This window comes from Pseudomonas paeninsulae, assembly GCF_035621475.1.
Taxonomy (GTDB): domain Bacteria; phylum Pseudomonadota; class Gammaproteobacteria; order Pseudomonadales; family Pseudomonadaceae; genus Aquipseudomonas; species Aquipseudomonas paeninsulae.
Map to the genome: position 1 here is coordinate 259,032 of NZ_CP141799.1, position 15,969 is coordinate 275,000.

Genomic DNA, 15,969 nt, shown 5'->3' on the forward strand with positions numbered 1-15,969 from the left:
GGGCGTAGGTTGGGGCGGGCCGCGCAGGCTGAGCGAAGCGCCACCCAACTAGAGCGCCGGGGCATGTTGGGTATCGGCGCTACGCGCCTCCACCCAACCTACGTCTTTGCCTGCCTACGCCTTGATCGCCAGGCCGAATTCGGCGCAGGCGTCTTGCAGCCACAGCCAGATGTAATCGGAGAAACTGCGGCGCACCAGCAGCTCCCAGGTCTCTTCGCCGGTGCGGCGAATCACCAGCTGGGTCTTGGCGAAGGTGGTACCGACCGCCTTGCCGACCGGGAAGTTGCGGGGATGCACGTCATAGATCGACGACTTCATCAGCATCTCGCGGACTTTCGGCCCCGTCAGTTCGAGGATGGTCTGCCCACCGCTGACGTTGACCACCTGCAGGTGCTGACCGGCCAGCGCTTCGCGCAGGCTCTTTTCGGCAGCGAACTCTTCGCCGCTCGGTACGATCAGCAGCCATTCGTCCGGGCCCAGCCATTGCAGCGAGGTCTCGCCCTTGACCACCAGGCCCAGTGCGCCCGGCAGTTCCAGGCCGGTGGCCTTGTGCACGGCGCCGGCAAAGGCCGCGTCATGGCCATCGCCGCGCAGGGTCAGGTGACCCAGCAGTTTTCTCTCGCGCAGGTTGATGCCCGCGCTGCTCTTGCCCTTGCCTGCCAGCTCATGCAGGCCGGCGTGAAACAGCGGGGACTCGGCGTGCGCCGCATCGGGGCGCTGCTTGTAAACGTTTACTGTGCTCATGTTGTTCCGCCTGTCGTAGGTACGTCAGCGCTAATTCGTTGCTCGCCAGGCTCCAGCCTGCTGGGGCCTGGCGAGTGGTCGTGGTCTCAGACGTTCTGCTGCTCGCCTTTCGGGTCGAAGAACACCGAACTGACGATCTCGGCCTCGATCAGGGTGCCATCTGCCAGCGGTGCGAAAACCTTCTCGCCCATGCGCTTCAAGCCGCCTTTGACCAGGGCCAGGGCAAAGCTGTAGCCCATGCTGGTGCTGTAGTAGCTGGAGGTCACGTGGCCGACCATGCTCATCGGAATCGCCTGCTTGGCATCGAACACCAGCTGTGCGCCTTCCGGCAGCACCGCGCTGGTGTTGACCGGCTTGAGGCCGACCAGCTGCTTGCGGTCTGCCTTGGTGCAGTCTTCACGGTTCATCCCGCGCCAGCCGATCCAGGAGAAAGGTTTAGTGCGACCGACACACCAGCCCATGTTGAGGTCGTCCGGGGTCACCGAACCGTCGGTCTCCTGACCGACGATGATGAAGCCCTTCTCGGCTCGCAGCACGTGCATGGTCTCGGTGCCGTACGGGGTCAGGTTGTACTTCTTGCCTGCCGCGACGATCTTTTCCAGCACGCCCATGGCGTAGTCGGCCTGCACGTTGACTTCGTACGACAGCTCACCGGTAAAGGAGATGCGGAACACCCGCGCCGGCACGCCGCCGACCTGGCCTTCCTTCCAGGTCATGAACGGGAAGGCGTCCTTGTCCAGGTCGATGTCGCTGACCTCACTCAGCAGCTTGCGGCTGTTGGGGCCGGACAAGGTCATGGTCGCCCAGTGGTCGGTGACCGAGGTGAAGTACACCTTGAGCTCCGGCCACTCGGTCTGCTGGTAGATTTCCAGCCACTGCATGACGCGCGCGGCGCCGCCGGTGGTGGTGGTCATGACGAAGTGGTTATCGGCCATACAGGCGGTCACGCCGTCGTCGAAGACCATGCCGTCTTCCTTGCACATCAGGCCGTAACGGGCCTTGCCCACGTCCAGCTTGGTCCAGGCGTTGGTGTACACGCGGTTGAGGAACTCGCGCGCATCCGGGCCCTGGATGTCGATCTTGCCCAGGGTCGAGGCATCGAGCAGGCCGACGCTGTCGCGTACCGCCTTGCACTCGCGGCCGACGGCGGCGTGCATGTCTTCACCGGCCTTGGGGAAGTACCAGGGGCGCTTCCACTGACCGACGTCCTCGAACTCGGCGCCATTTTTCAGGTGCCAGCTGTGCAGCGCGGTGTAGCGCACCGGGTCGAACAACGCACCGCAGTTACGTCCGGCCACGGCGCCGAAGGTCACCGGGGTGTAGTTCGGGCGGAACATGGTGGTGCCCATCTGCGGGATGCTGATGCCCAGCGAACGCGCGGCAATTGCCAGCCCGTTGATGTTGCCCAGCTTGCCCTGATCGGTACCGAAGCCCAGCGCGGTGTAGCGCTTGACGTGCTCGACCGACTCGAAGCCCTCGCGGGTGGCCAGTTCGATACCGGCCGCGGTGACGTCGTTCTGCTGGTCGACGAATTGCTTCGGCGCCCGTGCAGTCGGCTTCTCGTGCGGTACCTGGAACAACGCGATGCTCGGTTCTTCGTGACGGCCGAAGACTTTCGGCAGTTCGCCCGAGATCGGGGTAAAGCCCGCTTCGGCAGACGCCTTGGCGCCGGCTTCGAAGCCGTCGGCGAGCACATCGCCGAGGGCGAACACGCCGTTCATGGCACCGGCGCAGACGCGCGCCTGGAAACCTTCACCCGGTACGAAACCGAGGATGTCTTCGCGCCAGGTCGGCTTGCCGCCCAGGTGCGAGGCCAGGTGCACCACCGGGCTGTAACCGCCGGAGCTGGCGACCAGGTCGCACTCCAACCATTCGCCGGGACTGGTGACTTTATGTGCCTGCGGATCGATCGCCGCGACGCGCGCCGCGCTGACGCGCTTGCTGCCACGCACTTCGATCACCGCACTGCCGGTCAGGACGCGCAGGCCCTTGGCCCGTGCTTCCTCGACCCAGGCACCCTTGGGATTGGAGCGGGCATCGGCGATGGCGACCACCTTGATCCCGGCTTCCAGACAGTCCAGCGCTACGCGGTAGGCGTAATCGTTGGTGGTCGACAGCACCAGCTGCTTGCCCGGCGCCACGCCGTAACGGCGCACGTAGGTGGACACCGCGCCGGCCAGCATGTTGCCGGGCACGTCGTTGTTGCCATACACCAGCGGACGCTCGTGGGCGCCGGCGGCCAGGACCACGCGCTTGGCACGCACACGGTGCAGGCGCTGACGCACCTCGCCCATCGGTGCGGCATCACCGAGGTGATCGGTGCGCCGCTCGTGGATGGTGAGGAAGTTGTGATCGTGATAACCGTGCACGGTCGAGCGCGGCAACAGGGTGACTTCCGGCATCTTCTGCAGTTCGGCGAGGGCCTTGGCCACCCAATCGGCGGCCGGTTTGCCATCGAGGCTTTCGCGGCTGTCGAGCAGATGCCCGCCAAACTCTTCCTGCTCGTCGGCGAGGATTACCCGTGCACCGCTACGCCCGGCAGCCAATGCGGCGGCCAGACCGGCGGCGCCGCCACCGACCACCAGCACGTCGCAGTGCTGGTTCAGGTAGTCGTAGCTGTCCGGGTCGTTTTCCTTCGGCGCGCGGCCCAGGCCAGCGGCCTTACGGATGTACTTCTCGTAAGTCAGCCAGAGGTTCTGCGGGTACATGAAGGTCTTGTAATAGAACCCCGGCGGCATCATCTGCCCACCGACCTTGCCGAGAATGCCCATCAGGTCATTGTTGACGCTCGGCCAGCCGTTCACGCTGTTGGCCACCAGGCCGCTGTACAGGGCCTGCTGGGTGGCGCGCACGTTGGGGATCTGAGTCGCTTCGCTGGCGCCGATCTGCAGCACCGCGTTGGGCTCTTCGGCGCCGGCGGCGACGATGCCGCGCGGACGCGAGTACTTGAAGCTACGACCGACGACGTCGACGCCGTTGGCCAGCAACGCGGCGGCCAGGGTGTCGCCGCTGAAACCCTGATAGCTCTCACCGTTGAAGGTGAAGGTCAAAGGCTGGTTGCGGTTGATCCGGCCACCCTTGCTCAGGCGATTGATCTGACTCATGCCTTTTCTCCTGCCGCACGGCTGGGCTGCTTCGCACTGTTCGGCTTAGCGGTCACGCTCGGCTTTTCGCCAATCTTGTAGGTTTCGAAAATTTCGTAGCTGATGGTGTCGCGCGTGGCATTGAAGTACTGCCGGCAACCGGCCGCGTGAATCCATAGCTCGTGGTGAATGCCGCGCGGGTTGTCGCGGAAGAACAGGTACTCGCCCCACTCCGCATCGGTGCAGGCATTCGGGTCCAGCGGGCGCGGGATGTGCGCCTGGCCGGCCGAGTGGAATTCCTCTTCGGAGCGCAGCTCGCCACAATGGGGACAGAAGATGTTCAGCATGTCGGATTTCTCCTGTTAGTGGGCGACGCCGGCAGCGCCGTGCTCGTCGATCAAGGCGCCGTTGTAGAAACGGTCCATGGCGAAGGGTTTGGCCAGTGCATGCATCTCGCCTTTGGCCAGGCTGGCGGCGAATACGTGGCCGGAACCCGGGGTGGCCTTGAAGCCGCCGGTACCCCAACCGCAGTTGAAGAACAGGTTCGGCACCGGGGTCTTGCTGATGATCGGGCAAGCGTCCGGCGTGGTGTCGACGATGCCGCCCCACTGACGGTTCATGCGTACCCGCGACAGCACCGGGAACAGCTCGACGATCGCCTGCAGGGTGTGTTCGATGGTCGGGTAGGAGCCGCGCTGGCCGTAACCGACGTAACCGTCGATACCGGCACCGATGACCAGGTCACCCTTGTCCGACTGGCTGATATAGCCGTGGACCGCGTTGGACATGATCACGCTGTCGATGATCGGTTTGATCGGCTCGGACACCAGCGCCTGCAGCGGGTGCGACTCGATCGGCAGGCGGAAACCGGCCTGCTTGGCCATGTGCCCGGAATTACCGGCGGTGACCACACCGACGCGCTTGCCGCCGATGAAGCCCTTGTTGGTTTCCACGCCGATGCACACGCCGTTTTCCTTGCGGAAACCGGTCACTTCGGTCTGCTGGATCAGGTCGACGCCCAGGGCGTCGGCGGCACGGGCATAGCCCCAGGCCACGGCATCGTGACGGGCCACGCCGCCGCGCCGTTGCAGGGAAGCGCCCATCACCGGGTAACGGGTGTTCTTGCTGCAATCCATGTACGGGATCAGCTCCTCGACCTGCTTGGCATTGAGCACCTCGCCATCGATACCGTTGAGGCGGTTGGCCCCGACCCGGCGCTCGATGTCGCGCATGTCTTGCAGGCTGTGACCGAGGTTGAACACGCCGCGCTGGGAGAACATCACGTTGTAGTTGATGTCCTGCGACAGGCCTTCCCACAACTTCATGGCGTGCTCGTAGAGGTGCGCCGATTCGTCCCACAGGTAGTTGGAACGCACGATGGTGGTGTTGCGCGCGGTGTTACCGCCGCCCAGCCAACCCTTCTCGATCACCGCGACGTTCTTCACGCCGAATTCTTTGGCCAGGTAGTAGGCCGTGGCCAGGCCATGGCCGCCGCCGCCGACGATGATCACGTCGTAGACCGGCTTGGGTGTCGGCGTGCGCCACATGCGCTGCCAGTTTTCGTGGTGGCTGAAGGAGTGCTTGAGCAGGCCGAAGCCGGAATAACGTTGCATGGGGATGCTCCTGAAACGGAAAGCTGGAACCTTGTCTGTAGGAGCGGGCCATGCCCGCGATCTCTACACTTCGCGGGCATGGGACTTGGCGTCCCCCCCGCTCCTACCGGATCATTGCTTTCAGCGATATACCGGGTAGTCGGCGCACAGCCCTGCCGCCAGAGTAGCCACCTGCGCCTCGACATCGGCATCGCCGAGGTGATCGAGGATGTCGCAGATCCAGCCAGCCAGCTCGATGCTCTGCTGCTCTTTGAAGCCGCGGGTGGTGATGGCCGGGGTACCGATGCGCAGGCCCGAGGTGACGAACGGCGACTGCGGGTCATTGGGTACGGAGTTCTTGTTCACGGTGATGCCGGCACGACCGAGGGCGGCGTCGGCGTCTTTACCGGTCAGGCCCTGACGGATCAGGCTGACCAGGAACAGGTGGTTATCGGTGCCGCCGGAGACCACATCGAAACCGCGGTCGATGAAGACCTTGGCCATCGCCTTGGCGTTCTTGATCACCTGCGCTTGGTAGTCCTTGAAACCAGGCTCCATCGCTTCCTTGAAGCACACCGCCTTGCCGGCGATCACATGCATCAGCGGGCCGCCCTGGGCACCAGGGAACACCGCGGAGTTGAGCTTCTTCTCGATCTCGGGATTGCTCTTGGCCAGGATCAGGCCGCCACGCGGACCGCGCAGGGTCTTGTGGGTGGTGGTGGTGACCACGTCGGCGTAGGGCAGCGGATTCGGGTACAGGCCAGCGGCAACCAGGCCGGCGACGTGAGCCATGTCGACGAACAGCAGGGCACCGACCTTGTCGGCGATGGCGCGAAAGCGCGGGAAATCCAGGGTCTTGGAGTAGGCAGAGAAGCCGGCGACGATCATCTTCGGCTGGCACTCGACGGCCAGGCGCTCGACTTCGTCGTAATCGATCAGGCCGGTGGTGGTGTCGATGCCGTACTGCACGGCGTTGTACAGCTTGCCGGAGGAGCTGACCTTGGAACCGTGGGTCAGGTGACCGCCATGGGCCAGGCTCATGCCCAGAATGGTGTCGCCGGCATTGATCAGCGCCAGGTACACGGCGCTATTGGCGGATGAGCCGGAATGCGGCTGGACGTTGGCGAAATCGGCGTCGAACAGTTGCTTGGCCCTGTCTATTGCAAGCTGCTCGACCACATCCACATGCTCGCAGCCGCCGTAGTAACGCTTGCCCGGATAGCCTTCGGCGTACTTGTTGGTCAGGCCGCTGCCCTGGGCCTGCATCACCCGCTGGCTGGTGTAGTTTTCCGAGGCGATCAGCTCGATGTGATGCTCCTGACGCGCTTCTTCGGCGTCCATCGCCGCCAGCAGTTCGTCGTCGTAGCCCTTGATTTGGTCGTCTTTGCTGAACATCGCTGATCTCCTGCGGCGCCACGTTGTAGCGCATCTGTGTCGGAATCGGGGCTGAGCCCTTGTGCAGCCGATGGTATGACTCGCCCTGAACCGCCAGATGCCTATGCACGCCACGGGAGGTTGCGTTTGCGACATGCGCGTTTGCGACAGGTCGCTGTCAGTAATGCCAATACTTGGCGGCGGCCAGGCTAGAGCGGGTGCGGCCGTCAGCGCAGCCAGTATTCGCGCAGGGCGGCGAGCACCAGAAAGTGCCCGGGATAGAACAGATAGGCCCAGCGTCGGACCGGCGGTACGCTGATGTGCAGCGGCTGGCGCAGTAGCCAGAGACCGAACAGCGGGGCCAGGGCGCAGCTGACAATCACCGCCCAGGCAAAGGGTTCGCCGCGCGCCGCATCGATATAGAAGGGCGGCCAGTAATTGGCGAGCAGGCTCAGCAACAGCGGCCAGATCCAGGCCGGATGGGGTCGATTCAGGGCGTAGACAAAGGCTGCCGGCAGCAAGGCCCCGGCGAGGCCGAACATCAGCCAGGAATGGGCGGCAACGGCGACCAGCAGGGCACCTAGGGCCAGCCAGCGCGCCTGGCCGTGGGGCTGCTGTACGCCACTGGCAATCAGCAGGCCGAGAACCAGGGTTGGCAGCACGTTGAGCGATTGCGGCGCTTGCACCAACAAGCGATATGGCCACTCGGAGAGCAGCGCAAACAGCAGCAGCAGGCCGAGGTAGCGCAGCGCTACCGGTGTGCGTGGGCGCACCGTTGGGCGCACCAAGTTAGCGGCGATGGCCAGGCAGAACAGCGGAAAGGCCAGGCGGCCGGGAATATAGAGGGCGTACAGCGGCGGCCAGACATGCCGCAGGTGATCGATCAGCATGCTCAGCAGCGCCAGCCACTTGAGCAGGTCCAGCGCCGCATCACGCGGCCGGCTGGCCAGGACGGAGGAGGAGGTTGGCATGGCGGCGCTCACAGGTCATCGGGCATGCTCGACGTTAACCCAGGATCGCTGTCGCTGCCCCTCCCGTTATCACACCAGCGGATCGCCAGGTAGCGCTGGCGCGGTGATCAGCCCTGCAGCTTGCTGTTGCAGCTGCTGGAGGCGGTCACCAGGCGTTGCTGCAGCGCCGGGTCGGGTTGTGACTGGTTACGCATCGCTTCCAGCTCTGCTGCGCTGAACTCGTTGCTGACCTTGTCGGCCGCGCATTCGCAGAAGGCCTGCAGCTGTTCCTGGCTGTGGCTGGATTGGGCGCCGGTCACGCACTCGTTGACGAACTCGTTTTTGGCTCCCTCAGGCCAGCCGGCAGCAGTCGCAGGCAGGGCAAAAGCCAGGGGAATGACAAGCGCAATCAGATGACGGTAGTTCATGGTGGATTCCTGTTCGGGTCAATCACTTCGGCAAGCGCTGCCGGGACCCTAGTTGTGAGGCCGTGTGCTTGCGTGAGTTCCTTTTCATTTGCCTGCAGTTGCCTGCCAACCATTCGGTGGGCCAGACAGCGCCTGGAATGAACAAGATGTCGCCACAGCGTGCTACCCGCGGCAGGCTGCGAGGGTAAAGTAGCGCCATGCGCCGACGACCTAATAGGAAGGAACGAGCAATGTCCGACTCATCGCAACAGTTCGCCAGCGACAATTATTCCGGCATCTGTCCGGAAGCCTGGGCCGCCATGGCCGAGGCCAATCACGGCCATGACCGCGCTTACGGCGACGATCAGTGGACGGCGCGGGCCGCCGATCATTTTCGCGAATTGTTCGAAACCGACTGCGAGGTGTTCTTCGCCTTCAATGGCACCGCGGCTAACTCGCTGGCCCTGGCGGCGCTGTGCCAGAGCTACCACAGCGTGATCTGCTCGGAGACCGCCCACGTCGAAACCGACGAATGCGGCGCCCCGGAGTTCTTCTCCAACGGTTCCAAGCTGCTGCTGGCGCAGACCGAGAACGGCAAGCTGACGCCGCCAGCAATCCGCGAGATCGCCCTCAAACGCCAGGATATTCACTTCCCGAAACCGCGCGTGGTGACCCTGACCCAGGCCACCGAGGTCGGTACGGTCTATCGCCCCGAAGAGGTCCGCGCGATCAGCGCCACCTGCCGCGAGTTGGGGCTCAATCTGCACATGGACGGCGCGCGCTTCTCCAACGCCTGCGCCTTTCTCGACTGCACGCCGGCCGAGCTGACCTGGAAGGCCGGGGTCGACGTGCTGTGCTTCGGTGGTACCAAGAACGGCATGGCGGTGGGCGAGGCGATCCTGTTCTTCAACAAGGCCCTGGCCGAAGACTTCGACTACCGCTGCAAGCAGGCCGGTCAACTCGCTTCGAAGATGCGCTACCTGTCGGCGCCCTGGGTCGGCCTGCTGCAGAGCGACGCCTGGCTGAAGTACGCGCGGCATGCCAACCAGTGCGCGCGCCTGCTCGCCGAGCTGGTCAGCGACGTGCCGGGGGTGAGCCTGATGTTTCCGGTGGAGGCCAACGGCGTGTTCCTGCAACTGTCAGAACCGGCCATCGCCGCTCTGCGCGTCAAAGGCTGGCGGTTCTACACCTTTATCGGTGCCGGTGGCGCGCGTTTCATGTGCTCCTGGGATACCGAAGAAGAGCGGGTGCGCAAGCTGGCGACCGATATCCGCATGGCCATGGCTGCGGGCTAGGCTTCACCCGATCCGCCGGCCAGTCCAGGACGGCGGATCTGGGCCAGTCGCCAGGTCGCCAGGCGATGAACGCAGCCGCAGCGATCTGACTTTCATTCAATATCACCGCCTGTGGTCGGTACGGTTAGTTGGTTAATTCAAGTTCGGATGACTCGGTTCCTGAGACAAGGCGCCACGACGAGCCATAGCTGGCTATGGTGAGCAGAGGCCACGCAGTATCGGGGCCTCAGATCCCGAAATTGACTAACTGGACTAACCACGCAGGTCGAGGCGCGAGCGCACGCGACACAGCAAGTGGTCGAACGATGACCCGAGCTCCCCTCCGCCCCGTCAGCATCTACTAGTCTTAGGGTTAACTCCCCCGGCAGAGCAGCTGGTAGCCATGCGTTTGCGACAGGTATTGGCCTCGGTGCCAGACACTGGACGTGCAGATCACTGCCAACTACAGATGGTCACCGAGCACTTGCAGCAAAACACTTTACCTACAGGCCCTGGGACCATTGCTGCGGCTGATCGACGACCCACGGGCGGCGCTGTGCCTGTTCTGGCCGGTGCTGCAGGAGCAGGCGATCATCGAAGGCGATGTATTCCTGCAGTCCGCCGAAGCTTCGGCTTTTTACTGGTACAAACACGCCCGAGTGGCGCAACTCGCGGTCTGGGCATCCGAACAAGGCCCTTTCGCGCCGAACAACCGGTGCTGCGCCGGGAGGCGCGGCAGTTCGAGCATGACCTGGGTTTTGAGCAGGTGCCGAGAATCCCCGGATGGTGCGCCTTCCGCATCCAGCCCGTTCGCATTGAATTCTGGCCACCGGCTGGCAGCGGATGCGTGAGCGAACCCGCTAGCACAAAGACGCGGACGGCCAGTGGCTGCGCGAAGCGCTCAATCCCTGAGCGACTGTGCTTAACGCTCATTCTGGAGCAGTACGCCGGGCGAGTTTGGCTCTATCCAAACCGCGCAAGGCAGCTGGATAGTACGGAGTCGTACCCTTGTACCCCGAGCGGGACCCCGCCTTGCTCCCGCTCACCTGGGCTGCGCAGCTGTTCGCCGCGCCCTTCACGACCTAAGTTTGCGCGAAGCAGGAGTCAAGCCCGTGCAGCGCGACTCGCTTAATAAGGGAGAAATGACATGAGCGACAACTTTGATCCACGACGCCGTCAGGTGCTGCTGGGCAGCGCCGTGGCGCTCGCCTCGGCCAGCCTGCTCGGCCTCAGCCCGCTTAGCCTGGCCGCCGAAATGCCGCTGCCGGACTACGTCAACTGGAAAACCCCCGAAGCCCTGATCGTGCACAGCGCCAACACCCTGGAAACCAAGCGTGACGCCATCGGCACCAGCATAGTGACGTCCAACGAGCAGCTGTTTATCCGCAACAATCTACCGCCACCACCGCCGTCCATCGTTACTGATCGCGATGCCTGGACAGTCGCCTTTCAGGGCGTGAAGAACCCACGCAGCATCAGCCTCGGCGAGCTCAAGACCCTCGGCGTGCAGACAGTCGCCAGCGTGCTGCAGTGCTCGGGTAATGGCCGGGCATTCTTCGAGCATGAAGCCAGCGGCACCCAGTGGGAGACCGGCGCGGCTGGCTGCGTGTTCTGGAGCGGCGTACCGGTCAAGGCCGTGGCCGAGGCCCTTGGCGGCATAGTCGACGGCCTGCCATACATGACCAGCACCGGCGGCGAAGAACTGCCTGCGGGCCTCGACCCGAAGAGCCTGATGGTCGAACGTTCGGTGCCCATGCGCGCCCTGGACCAGGCCATCCTCGCCTGGGAGCTGAACGGCGAACCCCTGCCGCTGGCCCATGGCGGCCCGTTGCGCCTGGTGATACCGGGTTACTACGGGGTGAACAACGTCAAATACGTCAAGCAGGTAGCCTTCACCGCCGAGCAGACCGACGCCGCTATCCAGGCCTCGGGCTACCGCATCCGTCCGGTCGGTCAGCCGGGGGCACCGGATCAGCCGTCGATGTGGGAGATGAACGTTAAGTCGTGGATCACCCAGCCGCTCAAGCAAGTCAAAGCCGGCCCGGTGGCCATCCAGGGCGTGGCGTTTGGCGGCGCCAAGGAGGTGAAGGGTGTGGAGGTTTCCCTGGATGGCGGCAAGAACTGGCAGGCAGCCCCCTTCGTCGGCCCGAACCTGGGCCAGTACGCCTGGCGGCCCTTCGTGCTGATCGTCGACCTCAAGCCGGGCAACTACAGCCTGATGAGTCGGGCGACCGATGTCGAGGGCAACACTCAACCCCAAGAGGGGCTGGCAAATGAACGTGGCTATGGCCACAACGGTTGGAGGGATCATGGTGTCGGCATTTCGATTGTATAAGTCCACTGGACTGGCGCTGGGCCTCGCCCTGAGCAGCCTGTTCGGCACGGCCCAAGCCGGTGAAGCTGCCGCGGATGACGCCCGCTACCAGCTGGGCCGCAAGGCGTTCACCGAACAGGCGCAACCCTCCTGCACGATCTGTCACACCCTGCAGGACGCCGGCGCCAGTGGCACAATCGGCCCCAACCTGGATGAGCTAAAGCCGACCCCGGAACGGGTCATGGCTGCGGTACGCGGCGGCGTCGGGGTGATGCCGGCTTTTGCGGCATTGCTCAGCGCCGAGCAGATCGAGGCAGTGGCCCACTATGTGGCGCAGGTGGCAGGGCAGTGAGTCCTATACTGGGTGTGCGACCCCTGCAAGAATTGCCAAGGGTCGGCGCCGGCAAAGGATGATGACTGAGTATGAAGAGCAGCGAAGCGATTTATCGAGAGGCCTTGGATCAGCTGCAGCGGTTGATCGAGCAGGCCACTGCGCAGGGCGTGGACGAGGCCCATGCCGCCGCGCTGGCGACGGCGGATCGCTATGCCCACCCGTCCGTGCGCATGGTCTACATCACCGCCGTCGAGGAGGCTGGGTTGCTGTTCTTCGTCAATACCGAGAGTGGCAAGGGTCAGCAACTGATCGACAACCCGCGCGCGTCGCTGTGTTTCTTCTGGCGCGAGCTGCAGGAGCAGGTGACGCTCGAAGGCGATGTCATCCGGCAATCCGTTGAAACGTCGGACAACTACTGGTGCAAGCGGGCCCGCGAGACCCAATTGGCAGCCTGGGTACTTCCTCAGGGCGCTCCTGCGCCAGAAAAAGGCGAATCGCGTCGACAGGTGCGCCAGCTTGAGCAGGCCCTGGGTTTCGAGCCGGTGCCACGCAGTCCAAACTGGTGCGCCTTCCGTCTTCAGCCTGAGCGGATTGAGTTCTGGCCGTCCGGCTGGCCGCGCATGCGTGAGCGTGTCAGGTACCAGAAAGATGCGGATGGAGTGTGGTCTGAGGCGGTGCTTACCCCCTGAGAGGCTCAGGAGGGCGTGGTCGACGGTGGCGGCTGCTGATGCGGATAAACGCTTACTCAGCCCGCTGCCGGTTTAGCGGCAGCGGAGAGCTGACGGTCGCGTCAATCAATAGTCGATGGTCACATCGCCCTGGGGCACGCTGCAGCAGGACAGGATAAAGCCCTCGGCGACGTCCTCGTCGGTGATCCCGCCGTTGTGCTCCATGCTCACCTCGCCGGCGGTTTTCATCACCTTGCAGGTGCCGCAGATACCCATACCGCAGGCCTTGGGAATGTGCAGGCCGAGTTTGGCTGCGGCGGCATGCACGGTCTCACCCGGATCGATGCGAATGCTCTTGCCGGTGGCGACGAATGCCACCTGATGCTGCTCGGCCAGCGGCACCGGATCGGCGTCGGCCGCTTCGGCGGCCCACTCCTTGGCTTCTTCGCGGACATCTGCCGGCGTCGCGCCGAAGGATTCCTCGTGATAACGCGACATGTCGAAGCCGTTGGCTTCGAGCAGGCGCTTGACCGCATTCATATAGGGCGTGGGCCCGCAGCAGAAGATCTCACGCTCCATGAAGTCCGGCGCCATCATGTGCATCATGGCCTGGTTGAGGTAACCCCGGTAACCGGCCCAGGCCTCGCCCAAGCCGTGCTTCTCGCAGATGATGTGCAGGCTGAAGTTGTTGATCCGCGCAGCCATGTTTTCCAGCTCGCGGTGGTAGATCACATCCTTGGGCGAACGTGCGCTGTGCACGAAGATCATGTCGACGTTGGCGTTGGTGTCATAGAACCAACGGGCCATGGACATCACCGGAGTGATGCCAACGCCACCACTGAGGTAGAGGACCTTGTCCGCCGGAAAATCGATGGCGTTGAACAGCCCGACCGGGCCGTGCACCGGCAGCTCGTCGCCTTCCGTAAGGTTGTCGTGCAACCAGTTGGAGACCTTGCCGCCCGGCACCCGCTTGATCGTCACGGAGAAGCTGTAGGGCACCGCCGGCGAGCTGGAGATGGTGTACGAGCGCATGACCGGCTGGCCGTCGATCTCCAGTTCGAGGGTGACGAACTGCCCCGGTTTGAAGAAGTACAGCACAGGCTGCTCGGCCATGAAGCAGAAGGTGCGAACGTCCCAGGTTTCCTGGATCACCTTGACGCAGCGCACTAGATGGCGGCCGTTGTTCCAGGTCTGGGTGGTGACGGTGTTGAGGAAATCGTTCGACATGGTCGGTATCTCGCGCGCAGCGGCCTGATGTTGGCCTATTGTGATGGATTGTGCGCAACGGCCTGCGCACTCATTTATCCATGAGCGACATTTACATGCTTATCGCGACCTGCCGCGAGGGACGTGGTTTGCCGCGTCGGAAACGGATGTGGCTATGTCGTCTATGGATAAGGTTTGCGCTGCGTCCATCGCCACACTCCGCCCCAGCCGAAGCAAACGGAAAAGAGCGCACGACCATTGTTCCGCGTATTGAGTCGCCACTCGGCAGGCGACTTACGAAGGGTCAGTCACGCCGCCTTGCGTAGCAACCGAAACAGCCACTTTTTGCGGCGCTCGCACGGCGAGTCGCCATTGAGGAGTTACCGATGGACGTCACTTCCACCCTGAGTCTGGGCGATCCCCTGGAACCGGCACGCAAGGCCACCGCCGAGATGCTGCAAAACCGCGAGCGTACCTTCTCGTTGCCGCAACCGTTTTACAGCGACGAGCGCCTGTTCCAGATCGACATGCAGGAGATCTTCCATAAAGAATGGCTGATCGCCGGCATGACTTGCGAGATCCCAGCCAAGGGCAACTACATCACCCTGCAGATCGGCGCCAATCCGATCATCGTCATCCGTGGTGCCGAAGGCGTGGTACATGCTTTTCACAACGTCTGCCGCCATCGCGGCTCGCGCCTGTGCACCAGCGACAAGGGCAAAGTGGCCAAGTTGGTCTGCCACTACCACCAGTGGACCTATGAGCTGGATGGTCGCCTGCTGTTCGCTGGCACCGAGATGGGCGCCGACTTCGATATGAAGGAATATGGCCTCAAGCCTGTGCAGTGCAAAACGGCTGGCGGCTACATCTTCATCTCTCTGGCCGAAAGTCCTCCAGCGATCGACGACTTCCTCGCGACTCTGGCTCATTACATGGAGCCTTACGACATGGAGAACACCAAGGTGGCGGTACAGTCCACCTTGGTGGAAAAGGCCAACTGGAAGCTGGTGTTGGAGAACAATCGTGAGTGCTACCACTGCAGTGGCGCGCATCCGGAACTGCTGAAGAGCCTGTTGGAGTGGGATGACGTCACCGACCCGCGCGCCGACCAGGCCTTCAAGGACCACGTGGCCGAGTCCGCCGCCAAGTGGGACGCCGAGAAGATTCCTTACGCCCACGCCAGCTTCGGCATGCGCAACCGCATCGTGCGCATGCCACTGCTCAAAGGCACCGAATCCATGACCATGGACGGCAAGCGCGGCAGCAAGAAGCTGATGGGGCGGATCCAGAACCCCGAGCTGGGCTCGATGCGCATCCTCCACCTGCCGCATGCGTGGAACCACTGCATGGGTGATCACCTGATCGTCTTCACCGTATGGCCGATCAGTGCCCAGGAAACCATGGTCACCACCAAATGGCTGGTGCACAAGGATGCAGTGGAGGGCGTCGACTACGACGTCGAGCGCCTGCGCCAAGTATGGGATGCGACCAACAACCAGGACCGCCGCCTGGCCGAAGAAAATCAGCGTGGTATCAACTCCACCGCCTACCAGCCAGGCCCGTACTCGAAGACCTACGAGTTCGGCGTGGTCAACTTTATCGACTGGTACAGCGAGCGGCTGCTCAACAACCTCGGAGCTGAACCTGCAGCCTATCTGCGCCAGGTCAACGACTGACTGCTACTGCCGGCTCGCCTTGTGCGGGCCGCGCGTTTCTGTGGAAGAGGGGCTGTCTGATGTCGATTGGCCTGGGGCTGGTTATTCTGCTGACCTTATATAGTGGTTTTGCCAGTTGGCGCATCCAGCGATCTGCGGCGCCGCGCACTGGCCAGGCAGAGCGCGGGTAGATATCCCCAGTTCTCGCAGAGATAGCCATTCCTCCAGTCGGTGGCCCAAGTATTGTCTGGCCTCTATATATAGAGGCGCGCCGTTTGGTTGACCCGGATCATGTAAGCGTCAGGGCCGCAACGGCGTTAATCGGCAACAGGCAGTACAGGGTTGCAGTGCGATCGACGGAAAGTGGC

Annotated in this window: 14 protein-coding genes; 6 read left to right on the forward strand and 8 right to left on the reverse strand. The window is 63.4% G+C overall.

Annotated features, from left to right (window positions below):
* Positions 1-114 precede the first annotated feature (114 nt).
* The 7 genes from VCJ09_RS01140 to VCJ09_RS01170 all read right to left on the reverse strand — a co-directional run bounded on the left by VCJ09_RS01140 (position 115) and on the right by VCJ09_RS01170 (position 8,171).
* Complete coding sequence (locus VCJ09_RS01140; RefSeq protein ID WP_324732798.1) at positions 115-744, reverse strand: sarcosine oxidase subunit gamma; 630 nt, start codon at positions 742-744, stop codon at positions 115-117.
* A gap of 86 nt (positions 745-830) precedes the next feature.
* Positions 831-3,848 carry a sarcosine oxidase subunit alpha gene (locus tag VCJ09_RS01145; protein WP_324732799.1) on the reverse strand — a complete coding sequence of 1,006 codons (3,018 nt, stop codon included), beginning with the start codon at positions 3,846-3,848 and terminating at the stop codon, positions 831-833.
* Positions 3,845-4,174, reverse strand: a complete 330-nt coding sequence (locus tag VCJ09_RS01150) for a sarcosine oxidase subunit delta (RefSeq protein WP_025163301.1) — start codon at positions 4,172-4,174, stop codon at positions 3,845-3,847. Before VCJ09_RS01150 ends, VCJ09_RS01145 begins: the two co-directional genes overlap by 4 nt.
* 15 nt (positions 4,175-4,189) lie before the next feature.
* A complete protein-coding gene (locus VCJ09_RS01155) occupies positions 4,190-5,440 on the reverse strand; it encodes a sarcosine oxidase subunit beta family protein (protein ID WP_079204272.1) in 1,251 nt (416 codons plus the stop codon).
* Between the two features lie 120 nt (positions 5,441-5,560).
* On the reverse strand, positions 5,561-6,814 hold the full coding sequence (glyA, locus tag VCJ09_RS01160; RefSeq protein ID WP_324732800.1) for a serine hydroxymethyltransferase: 1,254 nt from the start codon (positions 6,812-6,814) through the stop codon (positions 5,561-5,563).
* A 206-nt stretch (positions 6,815-7,020) separates the two neighbouring features.
* The gene (locus tag VCJ09_RS01165) at positions 7,021-7,764 is read right to left on the reverse strand and encodes a TraX family protein (protein WP_324732801.1); all 744 of its coding nucleotides are present in this window, start codon (positions 7,762-7,764) and stop codon (positions 7,021-7,023) included.
* Positions 7,765-7,871: 107 nt separating this feature from the next.
* Positions 7,872-8,171, reverse strand: a complete 300-nt coding sequence (locus VCJ09_RS01170; RefSeq protein WP_324732802.1) for a hypothetical protein — start codon at positions 8,169-8,171, stop codon at positions 7,872-7,874.
* Positions 8,172-8,401: 230 nt separating this feature from the next.
* Here VCJ09_RS01170 and VCJ09_RS01175 point away from each other — a divergent pair, with 230 nt between their 5' ends.
* The 5 genes from VCJ09_RS01175 to VCJ09_RS01195 all read left to right on the forward strand — a co-directional run bounded on the left by VCJ09_RS01175 (position 8,402) and on the right by VCJ09_RS01195 (position 12,761).
* On the forward strand, positions 8,402-9,445 hold the full coding sequence (locus VCJ09_RS01175; RefSeq protein ID WP_324732803.1) for a threonine aldolase family protein: 1,044 nt from the start codon (positions 8,402-8,404) through the stop codon (positions 9,443-9,445).
* A gap of 425 nt (positions 9,446-9,870) precedes the next feature.
* Positions 9,871-10,275, forward strand: a complete 405-nt coding sequence (locus VCJ09_RS01180) for a hypothetical protein (protein WP_324732804.1) — start codon at positions 9,871-9,873, stop codon at positions 10,273-10,275.
* Positions 10,276-10,571: 296 nt separating this feature from the next.
* Positions 10,572-11,759, forward strand: coding sequence for a SorT family sulfite dehydrogenase catalytic subunit (sorT, locus tag VCJ09_RS01185; RefSeq protein WP_324732805.1), 1,188 nt, complete (start codon positions 10,572-10,574; stop codon positions 11,757-11,759).
* Positions 11,752-12,090, forward strand: a complete 339-nt coding sequence (sorU, locus tag VCJ09_RS01190; RefSeq protein ID WP_324732806.1) for a SorU family sulfite dehydrogenase c-type cytochrome subunit — start codon at positions 11,752-11,754, stop codon at positions 12,088-12,090. The genes sorT and sorU overlap by 8 nt, the downstream gene beginning before the upstream one ends.
* Before the next feature lie 71 nt (positions 12,091-12,161).
* A complete protein-coding gene (locus VCJ09_RS01195; protein WP_324732807.1) occupies positions 12,162-12,761 on the forward strand; it encodes a pyridoxine/pyridoxamine 5'-phosphate oxidase in 600 nt (199 codons plus the stop codon).
* A gap of 105 nt (positions 12,762-12,866) precedes the next feature.
* On the opposite strand, the gene gbcB is transcribed toward VCJ09_RS01195, so the two are convergent.
* Positions 12,867-13,967 (reverse strand): glycine-betaine demethylase subunit GbcB, encoded by a 1,101-nt coding sequence (gbcB, locus tag VCJ09_RS01200; RefSeq protein WP_324732808.1) that lies wholly within the window; start codon positions 13,965-13,967, stop codon positions 12,867-12,869.
* 365 nt (positions 13,968-14,332) lie between these two features.
* Between gbcB and gbcA the strand changes: the two genes are divergently transcribed.
* On the forward strand, positions 14,333-15,622 hold the full coding sequence (gbcA, locus tag VCJ09_RS01205) for a glycine-betaine demethylase subunit GbcA (protein WP_324732809.1): 1,290 nt from the start codon (positions 14,333-14,335) through the stop codon (positions 15,620-15,622).
* Positions 15,623-15,969 lie beyond the last annotated feature (347 nt).